Consider the following 21,279-nt stretch of genomic DNA (forward strand, 5'->3'; position numbering starts at 1 on the left):
TTCGAACCCCGCACCGATGGTTGCGGGTTCAAGGACACAGGTAATTCATGAAGCAATATCTCGAACTGGTCGCCCACGTCATCAAGAACGGCACCAAACAGGCCAACCGTACCGGCGTGAACACCATCAGTTTTCCCGGTGCGATGCTGCGTTATGACCTGAAGGAAGGTTTCCCGGCGATCACCACGCGCAAGATGGCCTTCAAATCCGCCATCGGCGAAATGTGCGGATTCCTGCGTGGCGTAAATAACGCTGCCGAATTCCGCGCCCTGGGCTGCAAGGTCTGGGACCAGAACGCCAACGAAAACGCCCAGTGGCTGGCCAACCCGTTCCGCCAGGGCGAAGACGACCTCGGCGAAATCTACGGCGTGCAATGGCGCAAATGGCCGGCGTACAAGCAGATTCCGCTCAGCAACCCGGCTGCCATCGAGCAGACCCTGAGCCAGGGTTATCGCCAGATTGCCGAAGGCGAGGAAGACGGTCAGGCCTACGTGGTGCTGTACAAGGCCATCGACCAGGTTCGCCAGTGCGTCGACACCATCATCAAGGACCCGGGCAGCCGTCGCATCCTGTTCCACGGCTGGAACTGCGCCCAGCTCGATGAAATGGCCTTGCCGCCGTGCCACTTGCTGTATCAGTTCCACCCGAATGTCGAGACCAGGGAGATTTCCCTGACCCTCTACATCCGCTCCAACGACCTGGGCCTGGGCACGCCGTTCAACCTCACCGAAGGCGCTGCGCTGCTGAGCCTGATCGGTCGCCTGACCGGCTACACGCCGCGCTGGTTCACCTATTTCATCGGTGATGCCCACGTCTACGAAAACCACCTGGACATGCTCAACGAACAGCTCAAGCGCGAGCCGTTCCCGATGCCGAAACTGGTGATTTCCGACCGTGTGCCGGAGTTTGCCAAGACGGGTGTTTACCAGCCGGAATGGCTGGAGCTGGTGGAACCGGGCGATTTCTCGCTGGAAGGCTACGAACACCACGCGCCGATGACCGCGCCGATGGCGGTCTGAAAAAACACCACCGACCCTGTGGGAGCGAGCTTGCTCGCGATAGCGGTGTATCAGTCGACATCCATGTTGGCTGAACAGACGCCATCGCGAGCAAGCTCGCTCCCACAGGGTTTTGTGTTGTTTCTAGTGGCCGTGACTACGGCCCACATGGGAATGCTCCACCTCCGTCGCCACCACCCCGCCGCTCACTTCCAGCCGCTGCAAAATCCCGCATTGATCGATACTTGGCCCTTCGCCGCAGCGTTGGCGCAGGTCGAGCAGTTGCGTCTGCAAGGCCAGCAAGCCGTCGATCCGCGCCTTTACATGGTGGATGTGTTCGTCAATCAGCGCGTTGACGCTTTCGCACTGATCCTGCGGACTGTCGCGAAACGCCAGCAGGCTGCGGATTTCTTCGAGCGTCATGTCGAGGGTGCGACAGTTGCGGATGAAGGTCAGGCGCTCGGCGTGGGCCTGGGTATAGACGCGATAATTGCCGTCACTGCGGGCCGGTTCCGGCAGAAGGTTCTCGCGCTCGTAGTAGCGGATCGTTTCCACGGCGCAGTCCGTGAGTTTCGCCAACTCTCCAATTTTCATGACGCCAATCTCCAAAACTCCAGAAAGGGTGCTTGACCCTATAGTGGCTACAGGGTCTTTACTTGGCAACAGGCACTCTTATGGACGCAACCAATGAGCGATTCCCTGCACTCCCACAAACCCGGGGCTGAGCACGAGCACAGCCACAAGCTCAAGCCCGTGCAAAAACATGGCCACGGCGGTCACAGCGACGCCTGCTGCTCATCTAAAGCGGCAGCGCCTGCGCTGGTAAAACTGAGCGAATCGCCGACGCCCGGAGCCCGACTGAGCAGTTTCCGCATCGAGGCAATGGACTGTCCAACTGAACAGACGCTGATTCAGAACAAGCTAAGCAAACTGACCGGCGTGCAGCAGCTTGAGTTCAATCTGATTAATCGGGTGCTCGGCGTAACCCACGATTTGCCCGGTATCGAGCCGATCGTCGAGGCCATCAAATCCTTGGGCATGCAGGCCGAGCCGATGGACCAGGGTGATGAAACCCCGGCGCCCGCGCCCCGGAAAAAGCCGTGGTGGCCCCTAGCACTGTCCGGTGTTGGTGCATTGCTGGCAGAAGTTATCCACTTCACCGGTTTCGCGCCGAACTGGGTGGTGGCGGTTATCGCTCTGGTCTCGATTCTCAGTGGTGGCCTCGGTACTTACAAAAAAGGCTGGATCGCCCTTAAAAACCGCAATCTGAACATCAACGCGCTGATGAGCATTGCCGTGACCGGCGCGGTGCTGATCGGCCAGTGGCCGGAAGCGGCGATGGTGATGTTCCTGTTCACCGTGGCCGAGTTGATCGAAGCCAGGTCCCTTGACCGAGCGCGCAATGCCATCAGCGGGTTGATGCAGATGACGCCGGACACGGCAACGGTGTTGCAGGCTGACGGGGTCTGGCTTGAGCAGGATGTCAAAAACATTGGGCTCGGCGCGCGGGTGCGGGTGCGCCCCGGCGAGCGAATCGGCCTGGATGGCGAAGTGCTGTCCGGTCGCTCGACCATCGATCAGGCGCCAATTACCGGTGAAAGCCTGCCGGTGGAAAAAACCGTCGGCGACAAAGTCTTCGCCGGCACCATCAATCAGGCCGGGTCCCTGGAGTACGAGGTGACCGCCGCGGCGGATAACTCGACCCTGGCCCGCATCATCCACGCCGTCGAGCAGGCCCAGGGCGCGCGTGCGCCGACCCAGCGTTTCGTCGACAGGTTCTCGAAAATCTACACCCCGGCAGTGTTCGTCCTGGCCCTGGCCGTGGCGGTGATCCCGCCATTGTTCATGGGCGAGTTGTGGTTCGACTGGATCTACCGGGCGCTGGTGCTGCTGGTGGTGGCCTGCCCGTGTGCGCTGGTGATCTCCACGCCGGTGACCATCGTCAGCGGCCTCGCGGCGGCGGCGCGCAAAGGCATATTGGTCAAGGGTGGCGTTTATCTGGAGGGCGGTTACAAGCTCGACTACCTGGCCCTGGACAAGACCGGCACCATCACCCACGGCAAACCGGTGCAGACCGATTACCTGTCGCTGGACCCGACCGCCGACGACTCCGCGCCCGCCATTGCCGCCGCGTTGGCCGGGCGCTCGGATCACCCGGTTTCCCTGGCCATCGCCAAGGCGGCTGTGGATAACCAGGCCGCGACGCTGATTGTGGATAACTTCGAAGCGCTGGGCGGGCGCGGGGTGCGCGGCGAGATCAACGGCCAGCTCTACTATCTGGGCAACCATCGTCTTGTGGAGGATCTGGGCCTGTGTTCGCCAGCGCTGGAAGAAAAGCTGTTTGCCCTGGAAAAGCAGGGCAAGTCGGTGGTGCTGCTGCTTGATTCGTCCGGCCCGTTGGCGCTGTTTGCCGTGGCGGACACGGTAAAAGAGTCCAGCCGCGAAGCGATCCGGCAACTGCATGACCTGGGTATCAAAACCCTGATGCTCACGGGCGATAACATCCACACCGCGCAGGCCATTGCAGCACAAGTCGGCATCGACGAGGCCAAGGGCGACCTGTTGCCGGGGGACAAACTGCAGGCTATCGAAACTCTCTATGCTCAAGGGCATCGGGTCGGTATGGTTGGCGACGGCATCAATGATGCGCCTGCACTGGCGCGTTCCGAAATCGGCTTCGCCATGGCCGCTGCGGGCACCGATACCGCGATCGAAACCGCCGATGTCGCCCTGATGGACGACGATCTGCGCAAAGTTCCGGCATTCATTCGCCTGTCCCGGCAGACTTCGAGCATCCTCAAACAGAACATCGCCCTGGCTTTGGTCATCAAGGCGATCTTTCTTGGGGTAACCTTTGCCGGGATCGCTACCATGTGGATGGCAGTGTTCGCCGATATGGGCGTGAGTTTGCTGGTGGTGTTCAACGGTTTGCGCCTGCTGCGCAAGTAAAGGATGAGGGACGGTTGTGCTGAGTGCCGAGCTGAAGGCGTTTTACATGGTGGCCCGCGTGGGCAGCATTACCCAGGCTGCCAAAAAGCTCGGCCTGAGCCAGCCGACGGTGACGACACAGATCCGCAACCTCGAAAGTCAGTACTCGGTCGAACTGTTCTACCGTGGCGGCCGGCGTCTCAGCGTCAGTGAGGAGGGCGCGCGGCTGCTGCCGATGGTCAAGGCGCTGATGCAGCAAGAAGCCGACATCGAGTTTTTCCTGCGTAACTGCGGCCAGGTCCAGGGCACGTTGCGTATTGCCGCCACGGCGCCGTATTACATCCTCGACCTGGTGAAAACGTTCCGCGAGCGCCTGCCGCAGGTGGAGGTGTCGGTGGAAATCGGTAACTCCCAACAAGTGCTCGAAGCATTGGAGGATTACCGTGTCGATGTCGCCGCCTCTTCGCAGTTACTGGAGGATGCGCGGTTGATTCGCCGGGTACTCGGCAGCGATCCGCTGGTGCTGGCGGTGCATCGCAATCATCCGCTGGCGGTCCATGATCACGTACCGCTCGGTGCCTTGGCCGGGCATACCCTGCTGATGCGTGAACCGGGCTCGACCACCCGTCGCCTGACCGAAGAGTTGCTGGCCAGTGCCGGGGTGTGTTTCGGCCCACTGCTGGAGATCGGCAGCCGCGAATCGATCCGCGAAGCAGTGCTGCGCAACATCGGCATCAGCATCATTGCCCGTCAGGAAGTGCCCCATGATCCGCAATTGCGGGTGCTGACCATCGAGAATGCGCCGCAGATTCCCGAATACCTGTATTGCCTCAAGGAGCGTAAAAACGCGCGGCTGCCGGCGGCGTTTCTGGGGTTGGCGCAGGAAATGTCCCCGGCCTGAATTCTGTGGTGCCTGTACCGACCTCATCGCGAGCAAGCTCGCTCCCACAGGGATTTTTGGTGTTCACACAATCTGTGTTTCACCTCAAACCCACTGTGTGAGCGAGCTTGCTCGCGATGAGGCCAGTTCAGGCAACACAAGACTTGAACCAAAATCCTCGAATACCACTATCGGCAGTTTTTGCCTTACTGCCACATGACGGACTCATTACAACTCTAGGATGGCCCCCATCTGCTCGATGAGGTCCGTCCATGAACAACCCGATCGCAACTGCCCTGACCAACCCCGGCGCACCGATGAAAGTGCGTGGTGTACAGAAGCGTTTTGGCGCCTTCACCGCGCTGGATAACGTGTCCCTCGACGTGGCGGCCGGTGAGCTGGTGTGTCTGCTGGGGCCGTCGGGCTGTGGCAAGACCACCTTGCTGCGCTGCATCGCCGGTCTGGAGAAGCAGGACAGCGGCGAGTTGTACCTGGGCGATCGCGACGTTTCCCACCTGGCGCCCCAGGCGCGGGACTACGGCATTCTGTTCCAGTCCTACGCGTTGTTTCCCAATCTCACCGTCGAAGCGAACATTGCCTACGGCCTCGCCGGCAGCGGTCGTGACGAAGTGCGCCGTCGAGTCGGCCAGATGCTGGAATTGGTCGGCCTGGTCGGCAGCGAGAAAAAGTATCCCGGCCAGTTGTCCGGCGGCCAGCAGCAGCGGGTTGCACTGGCTCGCGCCCTGGCCCCGGCACCTTCGCTATTGCTGCTGGACGAACCGATGTCGGCCCTCGATGCCCGGGTGCGCGAGCATCTGTGCACCGAGTTGCGCCAACTGCAACGCAACCTCGGCATCACTACCCTGATGGTCACCCATAATCAGGACGAGGCCATGCTGATGGCCGACCGTATCGCCGTGATGAACAACGGCAAGGTCGAGCAGTACGCCACGCCGCAGGAAATCTACAACCGCCCGGCCACGCCATTCGTGGCGGAGTTCGTCGGCCAGGGTAACTGGCTACCCTTCCAGCGCAACAGCGACAGCCACGCCCAGGTCGGCGGGATGAACATGCGTCTGGCCGAAGGCAGCGCCAAGTCCGCGTCGGGCCGTTTGTTCTGCCGTCCGGAAGCGATCAACGTCAACCCGCTGGTGCACGAGGAAAACCTGTTCCCGGCCAAGGTTCGTGAAATCACCTTCCTCGGCAATCGCTGCCGCATGAGCTTCGAGCTCGATCAGTTGCCGGGGCACCCGCTGTTGGCGGAGTTGGCGCCAGAAGCCATGCCGCGCCTTGGTGCCCAGCAGATCATGGTCGCCTTGCCGCCGCGTAGTCTGCAGGTGTTTGCCTGATGAGCGCGAACATCGCGCTGCCGCTGCCGCACAAGCAGGTTCGGCAGACCACCCGCGCCGAGATCGGTGACCGGTTGTTCGTGGTCGGCGGCAAAGTCCTCATGCTGGTGTTGTTGGGCGTTGCCGTATTGATGCCGTTGCTGGCGATCTTCTGGCGCGGTTTCAGCGCCGAGGCCGGGCAGGGCGGTGGCTGGGTCGCAGCGAAAGAGCTGGTGACCAGCGAGAACTTCCACTGGTTGCTCGGTAACAGCCTGAAGGTTTCCCTCAGTGTCGCGGCCATTGTCGTACCGCTGGCCTACCTGTTTGCCTACGCGCTGCAACGAACCTTGATTCCCGCCAAAGGCATTTGGCGTGGCATTTCCCTGCTGCCATTGATGGCGCCGTCGATGTTGCCCGGCATCGCGCTGGTTTATCTGTTCGGCAACCAGGGCATGCTGCGTGGCCTGCTCTCGGACAACATCTACGGCTTCTGGGGCATTGTGCTTGGTGAAGTCATCTACACCTTCCCGCACGCCTTGATGATTCTTCTGTCGGCCCTGTCCCTGGCCGATGCGCGACTGTTCGATGCCGCCTCCAGCATGGGCGCGAGTCCTGCAAAAGCCTTCCGCAGCATCACCTGGCCGGCGACCCGTCAGGCCGTGTTCGCCGCATTCTGTCTGGTGTTCACCCTGACCATCACTGACTTCGGCGTACCAGTGGTTGTCGGTGGCGACTATCAAGTGTTGGCGCTGGAGGCCTACAAGGCGGTGGTCGGCCAGCAACAGTTCGGTCGTGGCGCGTTGATCGGCATGGTGTTGCTGCTACCGGCGCTGTTCAGCTTCGGGGTCGATGCCTGGTTGCGTCGGCGTCACGGTGATTCCATGAGCGGTCGTGCCCAGGTGTTCAAACCCGCGCCGTCGAAGCTGCGCGACAGCTGCTACCTGGCTATCGTCCTGCTGATCTGCGCCGCGTTGCTGCTGGTGTTCGGCATGGCGGTGTTCTCGTCCCTGGTGAAGTTCTGGCCGTACAACCTGTCGCTGTCGCTCAACCATTATCAGTTCAACGAAACCGCCGGCGGTGGCTGGCTGGCCTATGGCAACAGCCTGAAGATGGCCTTGGGCACGGCGTTGATCGGCAGCCTGCTGATCTTCACCGGCGCCTACCTGATGGAAAAAACCAAGGGTCAGCGCGGCCTGAACCTGACCCTGCGCATGCTCAGTTTCGTGCCGATGGCGGTGCCGGGCCTGGTGCTGGGGTTGGGCTACGTCTTCTTCTTCAACCTCACCGGCAACCCGCTGCACGTGCTCTACGGCAGCATGACACTGCTGATCGTCTGCACCATTGCTCACTATTTGACCACCGCACAAATGACCGCCACCACCGCGCTGCGTCAACTCGATGCCGAGTTTGAAGCCGCCGCGATGTCGCTCAAGGCGCCGCTGTACCGCCACTACCTGCGCGTCACCGTGCCGATCTGCCTGCCGGCGCTGCTGGACATCGTGCGCTACCTGTTCGTCTCGGCCATGACCACCGTTTCGGCGGCGATCTTCCTCTATAGCCCCGACACCATCCTCGCGGCGGTGGCGGTGCTGAACATGGACGACGCCGGCAACGTCGGCGGTGCGGCAGCGATGGCGACCCTGATCCTGATTACCTCGGCGGGCGTGTCCCTGCTGCTGGCCTGGGCCTCGCGCGGTTTGCTGCGCCGCTCCCAGGCCTGGCGGCAGACCACACCCGGTCATTGAATCTGCACAACCCCTCAACTCAAAAACAGGAAAAGATCATGTTCAAGCCTATGGCCCTGGCCGCTGCTGTCCTCACCGCTTTCAGCCTGAACGCCTTTGCGGCGAAAACCGAGTTGACGGTGTACACCGCTCTCGAAGCCGAACAACTGAAGACCTACAAGCAAGCGTTCGAAAAGGCCAACCCGGACGTCGAAATCAAATGGGTGCGTGATTCCACCGGCATCATCACCGCCAAACTGCTGGCCGAAAAAGCCCGTCCGCAGGCTGACGCCGTGTGGGGCCTGGCCGCTTCGAGCCTGGCGATTCTCGATCAGCAAGGCATGCTGCAAAGCTACGCACCGAAAGACCTGGGCAAGATCGGCGCCAACTACCGCGACGCGGCCAACCCACCAGCCTGGGTCGGCATGGACGTGTGGGCCGCGACCATTTGCTTCAACACCGTCGAAGCCGAGAAGCAGGGCCTGACCAAGCCCGTGAGCTGGCAGGACCTGACCAAGCCTGAGTACAAAGGCAAGATCGTCATGCCAAACCCGGCCTCGTCCGGCACCGGTTTCCTCGACGTCAGCGCCTGGCTGCAAACCTTCGGCGAGAAGCAGGGCTGGGCCTACATGGATGGCCTGCACCAGAACATCGGCCAGTACGTTCACTCCGGCTCCAAGCCTTGCAAACTGGCGGCGGCTGGTGAATTCCCGATCGGTATTTCCTTCGAGTACCCGGCTGTTCAGCTGAAACGCCAAGGCGCACCGCTGGACATCATCCTGCCGAAGGAAGGCCTGGGCTGGGAGATCGAAGCGACTGCCGTGATCAAGGGCACTGCCCACGAAGAGGCGGCGAAGAAACTGGCTGACTTCTCGGCCAGCCCTGAGGCGATGGAGCTCTACAAGGAAAACTTCGCCGTGCTCGCCCAGCCTGGCATCGCCAAGCCACAGACCGAACTGCCGGCCGACTACGAACAGCGCCTGATCAAGAACGACTTCGCCTGGGCCTCGAAGAACCGCGACGAGATCCTGACCGAGTGGCGCAAGCGCTATGACGGCAAGTCCGAGAAAGTGGCGGCCAAGTAAGATTTTTATCGGCTGAAAGGGCCTCTTCGCGAGCAGGCTCGCTCCTACAGGAGTACGCATTCCAATGTGGGAGCGGGCTTGCTCGCGAAAGCGGTTTCAAATTCAGGACAAGACCCCATGACACAACACAACGACATGCTGATCGTCGGCGCCGGCATCCTGGGTTTGTCCCACGCGTATGCCGCCGCCAAGCGCGGTCTCAAGGTCACGGTTTTCGAGCGCAGCGCAACGCCCCTCGGCGCTTCGGTGCGCAACTTCGGCCAGGCACTGGTCACTGGCCAGCCGCCGGGGCCGATGCTGGAACTGGCCCGCGCCAGTCGCGGAATCTGGGGTGATTGGGCCCAGCTCACCGGCCTGCAACTCAAGCGCAATGGCTCGTACCTGTTCGCCCGAACCGAGGCGGAAGAACAGCTGCTGCAAGCCTTTTGCGACGGCCGCGCGGTGGAGCACGGTTACCGTGTCGACCTGTTGCGCGGCGCGGCGTTACGCGATTTGTACGACGGTCAGTTCCGCCATCACCGCGCTGCGTTGCATGGCATGGACGATCAGCAGTTGTATTCCCGCGAAGCGATTCCGGCGCTGATCGATTTCCTGCGCCGCGACCTGGGGGTCAAGTTTCACTTCTCCACCCTGGTCCGCGATATCGAGCCGGGTCGCCTGCACAGCACCGCTGGCAGCTTCAGTGCCGAGCAGATCATTGTCTGCTCCGGCCACGATTATCAGACGTTACTGGCCGAACAGATCGCTGAACTCGAGCCGCAAATTTGCCGCCTGCAAATGCTCCGCGCCCGACCGCAAATCCACCTCAACCTGCAACACGCGTTGCTCACTGGTTTGAGCTGCGTGCACTACGGCGCCTTCGCCGACTTGCCGGAGGCCGCGGCGGTACAGGCAGAAATCCTGCAGTACGCGCCGCACCTGCACGAAAACGGTATCCACTTGCTGATCAGCCCGACACCCTATGGCGAATTGATCATTGGTGATTCGCACCATTACGGCAGCGATCCGTCACCCTTCAATGCCGAGCAGGTCGACGACTGGATGATCGAGCTGGCTGAGCAGACCCTGGGCTGCAAGGTGCAAGTGGTCGAACGCTGGCAGGGGGTCTATGGTTCACGGGGGCCGGGACCGTTTTCGTTCCTGCGCCCGGCAAAAGGCCTGAGCGTGGCGTTGATGCACACCGGTGTCGGCATGAGCGTCGGGCCGGCGATGGCTGAACGAAACATCGCAGCTGTGTTGGGGGAAATCTGATGGGGCGCAATGAACAAGTCGTCGCCGAAGTATTCAGTCTGTACGAGCGTTTTGGCGACAGCGATTACATCGGTGAACCGGTTTCGCAGATCGAGCACATGTCCCAGGCGGCGGAACTGGCCATGGCCGAAGGCTTCGACGATGAAGTGGTGCTGGCGGCGTTCTTTCATGACATCGGGCATATCTGTGGCGAAAGCGCGGAGAACATGGGCGGCTTCGGCGTTGTCAGCCATGAGCGTCTGGGCGCGGATTATCTGCGCCGTGCCGGCTTCAGCGAGCGTATGGCTCGGCTGGTCGAATACCACGTGCAGGCCAAGCGTTACCTGACGCTCAAGGAGGCGGGATACTACGAGCGCTTGAGTGAAGCCAGTCGCCGAACCCTGGAATATCAGGGCGGGGTGATGACGGCTGAAGAGGCTGAGGCGTTCGAGCAGGATCCGTTGTGTGCCGTGAGCTTGCGCATGCGCCAGTGGGATGAGCTGGCGAAAGAGATGCATGTGCCGGTGATTGATCTGGCGGTGTTGAAGGGCAAAGCGTTGCGGCTGTTGGCTGCATAAAGCCTTTGAACCGAGGCGCGGCCATCGCGAGCAAGCTCGCTCCCACATTGGATCTGTGATCGACACAAATCCCCTGTAGGAGCGAGCTTGCTCGCGATGGCGTCAGTCCAGGCAAAGCAAGTGTTCCTGCCTCTACAGCTGTTGTGCCAGAACCTCGATCTGCTCCTGCCGCTCCGCCTGATTCAATTTTGAATGAGGATTGAGCGACGACCACTGCGGATGCGCCCGCGCCTTGTTCAGGGCCTCGGGCAGTTTGCCTTCGCGCCAGGTTTTATCCTGTGGCGTGGCCACCTGAATGCTGTCCATCGCCGCGTGCCCGCGGGCATTGAGCGCTTGCAGCAATTGCCGCTGGCGCAGCGCCAACAGGCGCAGCACGTTGTCATCCACAGTCAGTTCGCGCTGGCCCTTGAGCTTGCCGAGCAAGCGGCTGCCATAACTGCGGGCGGTTTGCAGCGCGCCGCCGGCAATCGCACCGGCCAATGCCGCCGCGCCTAGCGTGATGCCGCCCACCAGCAAATCGACCCCGGCCCCGGCAGCTGCACCCGCTGCGATACCACCACCGACCCGAACGCCCAGTTGTTTCAGGGTTTCCGGGTTGAACAAATCGTCGCCCCAACGACCGTCGAGCAGCGGCAAATCACTGGCCGCGGCATCCTGTGGGCGGAAGGCGTACAGCTTGAGCAGGGACTCGACGCAACGCTGCTCACGCTGGCGCACGGCTTTGCGCAGTTCGATGATTGCCTGTTGTTCCTGCTCGGCTTCACTGACCACGCTGCGCCGGCAGGCCGCGCAATCAATCAGCAATTCGGCAATCAATCGCTCTGCGCTTTGTTGGCGAGCCAAACGCTGGGCTTGCTGATCGGCGATCAGTCGTTCGAGCTGCGGCCGGGCAGTTTCCAGCAGCAGGGCGAGACTTTCATAGAGTCGACGCTCGCCATCCTCCGGCGGCGCGACGCTGTCGAAGCGCACCAAGGCATGCAAGCCCAGCCGCGCCAGCGCTTCACGCCAGGCCGGTTCGCGGTGGTTGGCGCTGCTGACGAAATTCAGCACCGGCAGCAAGGGTTTGCCGCAACCGGCCAGCACTTCCAGCTCGTCGCGATACTTGGCCAGTACCGGTTCCCTGGCGTCGATCACGTAGAGCCCGGCGTCCGACGCCAGTAACTGGCGCAGCACTTTGGCCTCCTGTTCGAAGCGTTGCCGGGCTTCGCTGCCATCCAGGAAACGCGCCAGCCGCGCCGGGCCGTCGAGGCGTTCGCCAGGCCGCTCCAGGCGTTCGAGGTAGTCGAGCAGGGCGATGGCGTCTTCCAGGCCGGGAGTGTCGTAGAGATCGAGCAGCGGCTCGCCGTCCACCGAAAGACGGGCGCCTTCGACGTGCCGTGTAGTGCTGGGACGATGGGACACTTCACCGAAGCCGACGTCGCGGGTCAGGGTGCGCAGCAGTGAGGTTTTACCGACGTTGGTGTGGCCGACCACGGCGAGTTTCAGGGGATTAGTCATGACCCGTCTCCAGCCAGTTCATCGGTGCACAATCGGCAAACGGCAGCTCAAGCTGTTGCAGCGCCACGTGCCAGTCGCCCAGGCGTTCGGCGTCCAGCGCTTCACCGGGGGGCGCCTGCAACAACCACACGCGGGTGGCGCTGGCGCTGCGGGCCAGTTCGGCAATCAGGGCCAGGCTACCGCGATCCGGCGAGCGCCGTGGATCGCACGCAATGGCCAGGCGTGCCGGGGGAAAGCGGGTCAATTGTTCGAGGAGTTTGTGTCGCGATTCGCGGCTGTCGAGGATGCCAGCGTTGCTCACGTTTTTCGGCAATTGCGGTGGCCACGGGCGGTCGTCGTCCAGCTCGATGGCGACCAATAGAGCACCATCACTTTGTTGTTCGCTGACGCCGCTTTCCACGCGATGCAGTTGCTCAGGCGCCGCATCGCTGATGCCGAGACGCTCGCTGGTGGGCATCAAGCGTTCGCGAAGCTGTGCGTAGCCGGGCAGGTTCAAATCCAGGCGGAGCGCCGTTTGCCCGGATTTCCAGCGCCACAGGCAAAACAGTGCGAGCAGCAGGCGCGGCAAAATCCCATAAACCAGCAGAACGCCAACCAGCCATGCTGCCCAGGCCTGGCGGGCGCTTTCGATACTCAGTGCGGCGTCGCCGCTGGCACGGATCATCTGCTCGGTGGGAACACTGAATCCGAGCAGGGCCGGCAGGGCGCCAAGCGCCTGGGTTACGGCAATAAAGGTGTCGGCACTGAGGATGGTGGTTTCCCAGACGAAGCCGTAGCGCCGGGTTGCCATCAGTGTCAGCAGAATGACCAAGGCACTGATCATCGCCAGCAACCACAGGCCGTTGACCAATACGCCGATGGCCCAGCGATTGAGCTTTTGCCGTTGCAACAACAGGAGCAGGGCGGGGGCCAGTTGCGTGGCCTTGGCGTCCCGGGCGAGTTTTTCACTTAGCCACAGCCACAGTCGCCCGAGGCTGGCGCCGTGTTCTCCGGCAAACGCCAGGCCCAGGGCCCAACTCAACAGCAGGATCAGGTTGAGCCCGAGCAGGCTGCCCAAGGCCCAGAACACATTCACCGGGTGCAGGCCATCGCCCATTGCGGCAAAGGCCAGGCCGGCGCCGCTGATCACCGCCAGCACCGCCATTACGATCAGCGCCAGTCGTGCGCCCTGCAACCAGTGTTGGAGGGCTGCGGTCAGGCCATCGCGTTCAGCCAGCCACATGGCCCGGCGTTGAATGCGCGACGGCAAATCACCGCCGACGCTGCGGGCCAGCCGGTTGGCTTCAAGGTCTTCCAAGGGGCCTGCGTGTTCTTCGCGCAGGCGGATAGTTTCTGTCAGCCAGAGGGTATTGAGTTCAGTCACGCGGCATCCCGTCGCTTCATTGAGCTGAGAGCATAACCGCTGTGGCGCTTATCGGCGAAAGCGAGGCTCTGGTATCCTCGCCGGCATGACTAAATCACTCCCCCTCAGCCTGATCGCAGCCCTCGGTGAAAACCGTGTGATCGGCGTCGACAACAGCATGCCCTGGCACCTGCCGGGGGACTTTAAATATTTCAAGGCCACCACCCTGGGCAAGCCGATCATCATGGGGCGCAAGACCTGGGACTCACTCGGTCGTCCGTTGCCGGGCCGCTTGAACATCGTGGTCAGCCGTCAGGCGGATCTGCAGCTCGAAGGCGCGGAGGTTTATCCGTCGCTGGAAGCCGCCGTTGTCCGCGCCGAAGCATGGGCGAAGGAACAGGGCGTTGATGAGTTGATGCTGATTGGCGGTGCGCAGTTGTACGCGCAAGGCTTGGCACAGGCTGATCGGTTGTACCTGACTCGCGTGGCGCTGAGCCCGGAAGGGGATGCGTGGTTTCCGGAGTTTGATTTGGGCCAGTGGAAGCTGGTTTCCAACACCGAAAATCCGGCGGTGGATGACAAGCCGGCCTACAACTTCGAAGTCTGGGAAAAGGTTTAAAAGCATCGCGAGCAAGCTCGCTCCCACAGTGTTTTGAGGTGAATCACAAATTGTGTGAACACCACAGATCCCTGTGGGAGCGAGCTTGCTCGCGATAGCGGTCTAACTGACGCTACTCAAGCCTGCGCCAACGCCGAATGCTCATCCGCATCCAGCAATTCTTTATCAGTCTGCTGCATCACCTGACTGGTAATTGCCCCAGCCGTGATCGAACCACTCACATTCAACGCCGTACGCCCCATATCAATCAGTGGCTCGACCGAAATCAGCAACGCCACCAGTGACACCGGCAAGCCCATCGCCGGCAGTACGATCAGCGCCGCAAACGTCGCGCCGCCACCCACTCCGGCCACACCGGCCGAGCTCAGCGTGACAATCGCCACCAGCGTCGCGATCCACAGCGGGTCCAGCGGGTTGATGCCCACAGTCGGCGCCACCATCACCGCCAACATCGCCGGGTACAGGCCGGCACAACCGTTCTGGCCGATGGTCGCGCCGAACGAAGCGGCGAAACTGGCAATGGACTGCGGGATGCCCAAACGACTGGTCTGCGCTTCGATGCTCAACGGAATCGTCGCAGCGCTGGAGCGGCTGGTGAAGGCAAACGTCAGCACCGGCCAGATCTTGCGGAAGAAGCGCAGCGGATTGATCCCGGCGGCCGACACCAGCACGCCATGCACCACAAACATCAGGCCAAGGCCGATGTAAGACACCACGACGAAACTGCCGAGCTTGATGATGTCTTGCAGGTTGGAGCCGGCGACCACTTTGGTCATCAGTGCCAGCACGCCGTACGGGGTCAGCTTCATCACCAGGCGCACCAGGCGCATCACCCAGGCTTGCAGGGTGTCGATGGCGTTGATCACTTTCTGACCTTTCTCGGCATCATCCTTGAGCAGTTGTAGCGCCGCGACACCCAGGAACGCAGCGAAAATCACCACACTGATGATCGACGTCGGCTTGGCTCGCGCCAGATCGGCGAACGGGTTTTGCGGAATGAACGACAGCAACAGCTGCGGCACATTCAGGTCGGCGACCTTGCCGGCGTAATCGGTCTGGATGGTTTGCAGGCGCGCCATTTCCTGGGTGCCGGCCACCAGGCCTTCGGCGGTCAGGCCGAACAGGTTGGTCAGGCCGATGCCGATCAACGCCGCGATGGCCGTGGTGAACAGCAGCGTGCCGATGGTCAGGAAGCTGATCTTGCCCAGCGACGAAGCGTTGTGCAGACGGGCCACGGCGCTGAGGATCGAGGCGAACACCAGCGGGATCACGATCATTTGCAGCAATTGCACATAACCGTTGCCCACCAGATCGAACCAGCCGATCGAGGCTTTCAGCACCGGATTACCGGCACCGTAAACAGTGTGCAAGGCCACACCGAATGCCACGCCCAGCACCAGTGCGAGCAGGACTTTTTTCGCCAGGCTCCAAGTGGTGTGGCGGGTTTGCGCCAGGCCCAGGAGCAGGGCGAGGAACACCAGCAGATTGAGAATCAGCGGCAGATTCATTGGAACTCCCATTAGACTTTTGCCAGCTGCCTTCCGGGGCAGCTGCGAACCGGCAAGCCTAACAGTTTGAAAACTAATGAATTAATATCAAAAACGTATGGTATCCGTCGTTTTTGGAATAAGCGGATGTCGCTGTCAGAAATGCAACTGGCGCGAAAGGGACACAGACGGTCGCTGACAGGCGGGGACTGTCACACTTATTTGTTAGCGTCGATCTCTTTCACATTCAGGGAGAAACGCCAATGAAGTTCGCACCGAAATTACTGGCAGCAGCACTTTGCCTGGGCCTTGCCGGCCAGGCTTTCGCAACGGATTTGAAACACTGGCCCGCTGATCAGGCCAAGGCACTGGACGCGATGATCGCCGCCAACGCCAACAAAGGTAACTACGCGGTGTTCGACATGGACAACACCAGTTACCGCTATGACCTCGAAGAGTCGTTGCTGCCGTTCATGGAGAACAAGGGCCTCATCACCCGCGACAAGCTCGATCCCTCCCTGAAACTGATGCCGTTCAAGGACACCGCCGACCACAAGGAAAGCCTGTTCAGCTACTACTACCGCCTCTGTGAACTCGACGACATGGTTTGCTATCCATGGGTCGCCCAGGTGTTCTCCGGCTTTACGCTCAAGGAACTCAAGGGCTACGTCGACGAGATGATGGCGTCGGGCAAACCGGTACCGGCCACTTATTACGAAGGCGACGTGGTCAAGAAACTCGACGTCAACCCGCCGAAGATCTTCACGGGCCAGCAAGAGCTGTACAACAAACTGATGGAGAACGGCATCGAGGTCTACGTGATGACCGCCGCCTCCGAAGAACTGGTGCGCATGGTCGCGGCCGACCCGAAGTACGGCTACAACGTCAAACCGCAGAACGTGATCGGCGTGTCGCTGCTGCTCAAGGACCCGAAGACTGGCGAGCTGACCACTGCGCGCAAGCAGATCACCGCCGGCAAGTATGACGAGAAGGCCAACCTCGGCCTTGAACTGACCCCGTACCTGTGGACCCCGGCGACCTGGATGGCCGGTAAGCACGCGGCAATCCTGACCTACATCGACGAGTGGAAAAAACCGGTGCTGGTCGGCGGCGATACCCCGACCAGTGATGGTTACATGTTGTTCCACAGTGTTGACGTGGCCAAGGGTGGCATCCACCTGTGGGTCAATCGCAAGGACAAATACATGACCCAGATTAACGGCATGATGGCCAAGAATGCCGCGGCCCAGGCCAAGGAAGGGATGACGGTGACTGCCGACAAGAACTGGGTGATCGTCAAGCCTGAAGAAATCCAGTAATTGTAGGAGCGAGCTTGCTCGCGATGGTCGTTAACGATGACGCGTGCTGTCTGATTTGACGCGGTGTCCTTGCGTCCATCGCGAGCAAGCTCGCTCCTACAGTTTGATCGGTGTTGTTCCCCAATCCAGTGTTCACGCAGATCCATTGTGGGAGCGGGCTTGCTCGCGAAGAGGCCAGTCGGTGCAATGAAAGCCTCTGTTTGATCGCCATCTCCTGACAGTCGCAACCTACGCTTTCTTGCGTAAGGGACTACGACTACGCCAGAATCCGCCGGCTTGTGCGCCTTACTCCCGGACTCTACCGTCTACCTGTCGCTGAACATCAGTGATCGGGTTTGGTAGCCTGGCTGTGTAGGGTGCAAAGCATCATGATTTGCAGACGTTCTTGCGTCTCTGCTTTTTATGGTGGTCATGCACAGGGCGCTTTCGGGCGCGCCGGTTTCCTTACACCCCGGTCTACCAACCTGCGCATGGCCGCCACCTTCGTTTGGTAGCGAGGGTGATGGCTCCTTGTCTTATGGTGTAAGGAGTTTTATCAATGCTGAAAATTACCCCCGATCCTCCCGAATCAAACAACCTCTCCGCCCACATCAACGCCACCCCGCGCAAACCCAGCCGAACATTCCTGATCGCGCCCGGCCTCGACACCGAAACCCTGTTGGCCCACGCCTGCGAATCACTCGCCTCGGCCAATGTCATGGCCAACGATTTCGCCGGCCTGCTGGAAGGCTCCCAACGCAGCACGATGCTGGGGATTGCGCAGGTCATCATGCTGGGTGAGCTGGCGGTGAACCAGGCCCTCGATAATCTCGATCCACAGGAATAGTTCTGCCCTTGTAGGAGCGAGCCTGCTCGCGATGGTCGTTAACGATAACGTTGGAAACCTGACACCCAGCGGCGTTCTCCAGTCCATCGCGAGCAGGCTCGCTCCTACAGGTGAAAGGTGACCGGCAGAAACAAAAATGCCCCGCACTTGGCGGGGCATTTTTTGTCCGACGGTTAAGCCTTACAGCCCGTCGAGCATCGCCTTGTTACGCACAGCACCCTTGTCGGCGCTGGTGGCCAGCAGGGCGTAGGCTTTCAGGGCGGTGGTCACTTTACGTGGACGCACTTCCACCGGTTTCCAGCCTTTCTTGTCCTGCTCGACCCGGCGTGCCGCCAGTTCTTCGTCGCTGACCAACAGGTTGATCGAGCGGTTCGGAATGTCGATCAGCACTTTGTCGCCGTCCTGCACCAGGCCGATTGCGCCACCGGCAGCCGCTTCAGGCGAAGCGTGACCGATGGACAGACCGGAGGTACCGCCGGAGAAACGACCGTCGGTGAGCAGGGCGCAGGCTTTGCCCAGGCCTTTGGATTTCAGGTACGAAGTCGGGTAGAGCATTTCCTGCATGCCCGGGCCGCCTTTCGGGCCTTCGTAGCGAATGATGACGATGTCGCCTTCTTTCACTTCGTCGGCGAGGATGCCGCGTACGGCGCTGTCCTGGCTTTCGAAGATCTTCGCGTTGCCTTCGAATACGTGGATCGATTCGTCGACGCCAGCGGTTTTCACCACGCAGCCATCCAGAGCGATGTTGCCGTAGAGGACGGCCAGGCCGCCTTCTTGCGAGTAAGCGTGCTCGACACTGCGGATGCAGCCGTTTTCACGGTCGTCGTCCAGGGTTTCCCAACGGGTCGACTGGCTGAACGCGGTTTGCGTCGGGATGCCCGCCGGACCGGCCTTGAAGAAGTGATGCACGGCTTCGTCGTTGGTCTGGGTGATGTCCCACTTGGCGATGGCTTCTTCCATGCTGCGGCTGTGCACGGTCGGTAGCTGGGTGTGCAGCAAGCCACCACGGGCCAGCGAACCGAGGATGCTGAAGATCCCGCCGGCACGGTGCACGTCTTCCATGTGGTACTTCTGGATGTTCGGCGCGACCTTGCACAGTTGCGGCACGTTGCGAGAAAGACGGTCGATGTCGCGCAGATCGAAATCGATCTCGGCTTCCTGGGCGGCGGCCAGCAGGTGCAGGATGGTGTTGGTGGAACCGCCCATGGCGATGTCCAGGGTCATGGCGTTTTCGAACGCCTGGAAGTTGGCGATGTTGCGCGGCAGTACCGACTGGTCGTTCTCGCCGTAGTAACGCTTGCACAGCTCGACGATGGTGCGGCCGGCCTGCAGGAACAGTTGCTCACGGTCGCTGTGGGTGGCCAGGGTCGAACCGTTGCCCGGCAATGCCAGACCCAGCGCTTCGACCAGGCAGTTCATCGAGTTGGCGGTGAACATGCCGGAGCACGAACCGCAGGTCGGGCAGGCGCTACGCTCGTACTCGGCGACTTTCTCGTCAGAAGCGCTGGAGTCGGCGGCGATTACCATGGCGTCGACCAGGTCGAGGCCGTGGGAAGCGAGTTTGGTCTTGCCGGCTTCCATCGGGCCGCCGGAGACGAAGATCACCGGGATGTTCAGGCGCAGGGACGCCATCAGCATGCCAGGGGTGATCTTGTCGCAGTTGGAGATGCACACGATGGCGTCGGCGCAGTGGGCGTTGACCATGTACTCGACGGAGTCGGCGATGATCTCGCGACTCGGCAGCGAATACAGCATGCCGTCGTGGCCCATGGCGATGCCGTCGTCCACGGCGATGGTGTTGAATTCTTTTGCCACACCGCCAGCGCGTTCGATCTCGCGGGCGACCAGTTGGCCCAGGTCCTTGAGGTGGACGTGGCCCGGTACGAACTGGGTGAACGAGTTGGCAATGGCGATGATCGGCTTCTTGAAGTCGTCATCTTTCATCCCCGTGGCGCGCCACAGAGCGCGGGCGCCGGCCATGTTGCGGCCGTGGGTGGATGTTTTCGAGCGGTAATCAGGCATGAAGCACTCCGGGCGGCTAATCAGGTATCAAAAGGGAAGTGAGCTTCTATTGACGTCTGGAACACTCAGAAATGGCCGCGTGTCCGGAAGTTGCCGATAACTTTGCGGGATCGCCGCGCGCTTCAGCTTGAGCTCATAAACCCGCCGGGGATGACTGGCGATGAATGTTCGCGATTCTACACGGCTGGCGGCTGGAGGGAATGCCGTAGGGCGCTTGATCATCGCCCGACCCGCGCATTTATCAGCAATCCCCACAGACTGAAGCCGATGAAACAGACGGCAATGACCGTCAACAGGTGGGGGCCTGCCTGGGCAAGCACAGCGCTACTGATGGCTGCGGTGAGGAACATGATTGTATTGCCAGCGGATGCAGCGGTTCCGGCATTGCTGGAAAACAGCAGCATTGCTGCAGAAATGGCTGCTGGCCGAACTAGGGTGACAGCCAGCGCACTGATCAGCATTGGCAAAAACAATGTCAACGTCGTTATTGCGTTGAAGGTCAGGATCAACCCTAAAGCCAAGCCGGCGCTGATCAACAGGCTCAACCCAAGGTTGATCTGTTTGTTGAGGGAAATGCGCTTCTGCGCGGCCGAAGCCAGAGCACCACCGAGGACGTAAGCCACGCCATACAGCACGAGAACCAACGCATACTGGTATTCAGACAGTTTCAGTACGTCCATAAAAATTATCGGGGTCACGCTGATAAGGGCGAAGTAGCAGGAGAAGACCAGCGCGGCGATCCACCAATAGCGAACAAAGTCTTTGCTGTTCAGGATGGTTTTCAGTGTTGAAATAATTGAAGTGGGCTCGTGGTCAACTCGGGCTGATCTGGCAGGCAATACGGTTTGCGCATGGATAAAAATACCGAGTGCCATCAGGGAAAACGCATAAAAGCTTCCCTGCCAATCAAAGGTCGCTTGCAGCCATGAACCAAGCAGAGGGGACAGTGCGACAAATGACCCGCTCAGGGTCATGTAATAAATGCGCACCCGGGCTCGATCCTTTTCTTCGAACAGGTCCTCCACTAGCGCGTGGCCCAGCACAAAAAAGCCGCACCCTAATGCCTGAACGGCGCGAAAGCCCATAAAAGTCGAATAATCCGTTGCCTGGGTACAGCCGATCGCACCTATTGAGCATAGGATCAGGCATCCAAGCAGCACTTCCTTGCGCCCCCATTTGTCCGACAGGGGGCCGGTTACCAGTTGCGCGAAAGAAAAAACCAATGTGAGCAAGCTAACCGAAAACGCGATATCAACCATTGACGTATTGAACTCCAACGCCAGGGCTGGGAAAGAGGGGAGCAGGATGTTGAGAGGAAAAAAACTGATTAACGAAATACTGGTGATAAGAATGAATCGGGAGATTTTTTGAGCTGTGATGTTGTCGCTTGTCTTGGTGATTGAGTGTTCTGACATT

General features: G+C 60.7%; 17 protein-coding genes. 11 read left to right on the top strand and 6 right to left on the bottom strand.

Features of this window, described 5'->3' with window-relative positions:
• Positions 1 to 47 precede the first annotated feature (47 nt).
• Positions 48 to 1,019 (top strand): thymidylate synthase, encoded by a 972-nt coding sequence (locus tag AC1RS8_RS04705; protein WP_489339412.1) that lies wholly within the window; start codon positions 48 to 50, stop codon positions 1,017 to 1,019.
• Positions 1,020 to 1,142: 123 nt separating this feature from the next.
• On the opposite strand, the gene cadR is transcribed toward AC1RS8_RS04705, so the two are convergent.
• The gene (gene cadR / locus AC1RS8_RS04710) at positions 1,143 to 1,592 is read right to left on the bottom strand and encodes a Cd(II)/Pb(II)-responsive transcriptional regulator (RefSeq protein WP_057712875.1); all 450 of its coding nucleotides are present in this window, start codon (positions 1,590 to 1,592) and stop codon (positions 1,143 to 1,145) included.
• A gap of 93 nt (positions 1,593 to 1,685) precedes the next feature.
• Between cadR and AC1RS8_RS04715 the strand changes: the two genes are divergently transcribed.
• From AC1RS8_RS04715 to AC1RS8_RS04745, 7 genes are all read left to right on the top strand, one after another.
• On the top strand, positions 1,686 to 3,947 hold the full coding sequence (locus AC1RS8_RS04715; protein ID WP_489339411.1) for a heavy metal translocating P-type ATPase: 2,262 nt from the start codon (positions 1,686 to 1,688) through the stop codon (positions 3,945 to 3,947).
• 16 nt (positions 3,948 to 3,963) lie between these two features.
• Complete coding sequence (locus AC1RS8_RS04720; RefSeq protein WP_489339410.1) at positions 3,964 to 4,827, top strand: LysR family transcriptional regulator; 864 nt, start codon at positions 3,964 to 3,966, stop codon at positions 4,825 to 4,827.
• A gap of 251 nt (positions 4,828 to 5,078) precedes the next feature.
• Positions 5,079 to 6,155, top strand: a complete 1,077-nt coding sequence (locus AC1RS8_RS04725; protein WP_489339409.1) for a putative 2-aminoethylphosphonate ABC transporter ATP-binding protein — start codon at positions 5,079 to 5,081, stop codon at positions 6,153 to 6,155.
• Positions 6,155 to 7,879: a putative 2-aminoethylphosphonate ABC transporter permease subunit gene (locus AC1RS8_RS04730; RefSeq protein WP_489339408.1), complete on the top strand. Its 1,725-nt coding sequence runs from the start codon at positions 6,155 to 6,157 to the stop codon at positions 7,877 to 7,879. Before AC1RS8_RS04725 ends, AC1RS8_RS04730 begins: the two co-directional genes overlap by 1 nt.
• A 38-nt stretch (positions 7,880 to 7,917) precedes the next feature.
• Complete coding sequence (locus AC1RS8_RS04735) at positions 7,918 to 8,943, top strand: putative 2-aminoethylphosphonate ABC transporter substrate-binding protein (RefSeq protein ID WP_057712880.1); 1,026 nt, start codon at positions 7,918 to 7,920, stop codon at positions 8,941 to 8,943.
• A gap of 117 nt (positions 8,944 to 9,060) precedes the next feature.
• Positions 9,061 to 10,194 (top strand): TIGR03364 family FAD-dependent oxidoreductase, encoded by a 1,134-nt coding sequence (locus tag AC1RS8_RS04740; protein ID WP_489339407.1) that lies wholly within the window; start codon positions 9,061 to 9,063, stop codon positions 10,192 to 10,194.
• Positions 10,194 to 10,751 (top strand): phosphonate degradation HD-domain oxygenase, encoded by a 558-nt coding sequence (locus tag AC1RS8_RS04745; protein WP_489339406.1) that lies wholly within the window; start codon positions 10,194 to 10,196, stop codon positions 10,749 to 10,751. Before AC1RS8_RS04740 ends, AC1RS8_RS04745 begins: the two co-directional genes overlap by 1 nt.
• Before the next feature lie 132 nt (positions 10,752 to 10,883).
• Here AC1RS8_RS04745 and AC1RS8_RS04750 read toward each other — a convergent pair whose 3' ends face one another.
• Together AC1RS8_RS04750 and AC1RS8_RS04755 are read right to left on the bottom strand one after the other, a co-directional pair.
• Positions 10,884 to 12,248, bottom strand: coding sequence for a GTPase/DUF3482 domain-containing protein (locus AC1RS8_RS04750; RefSeq protein WP_489339405.1), 1,365 nt, complete (start codon positions 12,246 to 12,248; stop codon positions 10,884 to 10,886).
• Positions 12,241 to 13,611: a DUF2868 domain-containing protein gene (locus AC1RS8_RS04755; protein ID WP_489339404.1), complete on the bottom strand. Its 1,371-nt coding sequence runs from the start codon at positions 13,609 to 13,611 to the stop codon at positions 12,241 to 12,243. Before AC1RS8_RS04755 ends, AC1RS8_RS04750 begins: the two co-directional genes overlap by 8 nt.
• An 85-nt stretch (positions 13,612 to 13,696) precedes the next feature.
• On the opposite strand from AC1RS8_RS04755, the gene AC1RS8_RS04760 reads away from it, so the two are divergent.
• Positions 13,697 to 14,209 carry a dihydrofolate reductase gene (locus AC1RS8_RS04760; protein ID WP_057712886.1) on the top strand — a complete coding sequence of 171 codons (513 nt, stop codon included), beginning with the start codon at positions 13,697 to 13,699 and terminating at the stop codon, positions 14,207 to 14,209.
• A gap of 116 nt (positions 14,210 to 14,325) precedes the next feature.
• On the opposite strand, the gene AC1RS8_RS04765 is transcribed toward AC1RS8_RS04760, so the two are convergent.
• A complete protein-coding gene (locus AC1RS8_RS04765) occupies positions 14,326 to 15,717 on the bottom strand; it encodes an L-cystine transporter (protein WP_429521767.1) in 1,392 nt (463 codons plus the stop codon).
• Positions 15,718 to 15,959: 242 nt separating this feature from the next.
• On the opposite strand from AC1RS8_RS04765, the gene AC1RS8_RS04770 reads away from it, so the two are divergent.
• Positions 15,960 to 17,015, top strand: coding sequence for an HAD family hydrolase (locus AC1RS8_RS04770; protein ID WP_407516158.1), 1,056 nt, complete (start codon positions 15,960 to 15,962; stop codon positions 17,013 to 17,015).
• A 538-nt stretch (positions 17,016 to 17,553) separates the two neighbouring features.
• Entirely contained in the window at positions 17,554 to 17,841 is a 288-nt protein-coding gene (locus AC1RS8_RS04775; RefSeq protein WP_057712889.1) for a DUF6124 family protein, read from the top strand.
• A gap of 180 nt (positions 17,842 to 18,021) precedes the next feature.
• On the opposite strand, the gene ilvD is transcribed toward AC1RS8_RS04775, so the two are convergent.
• Positions 18,022 to 19,863 (bottom strand): dihydroxy-acid dehydratase, encoded by a 1,842-nt coding sequence (gene ilvD, locus AC1RS8_RS04780; protein ID WP_057712890.1) that lies wholly within the window; start codon positions 19,861 to 19,863, stop codon positions 18,022 to 18,024.
• Positions 19,864 to 20,081: 218 nt separating this feature from the next.
• Positions 20,082 to 21,278 carry an MFS transporter gene (locus tag AC1RS8_RS04785; protein ID WP_489339403.1) on the bottom strand — a complete coding sequence of 399 codons (1,197 nt, stop codon included), beginning with the start codon at positions 21,276 to 21,278 and terminating at the stop codon, positions 20,082 to 20,084.
• Position 21,279 lies beyond the last annotated feature (1 nt).

The sequence above is a fragment of the Pseudomonas sp. GW821-FHT12A04 genome (assembly GCF_058807755.1).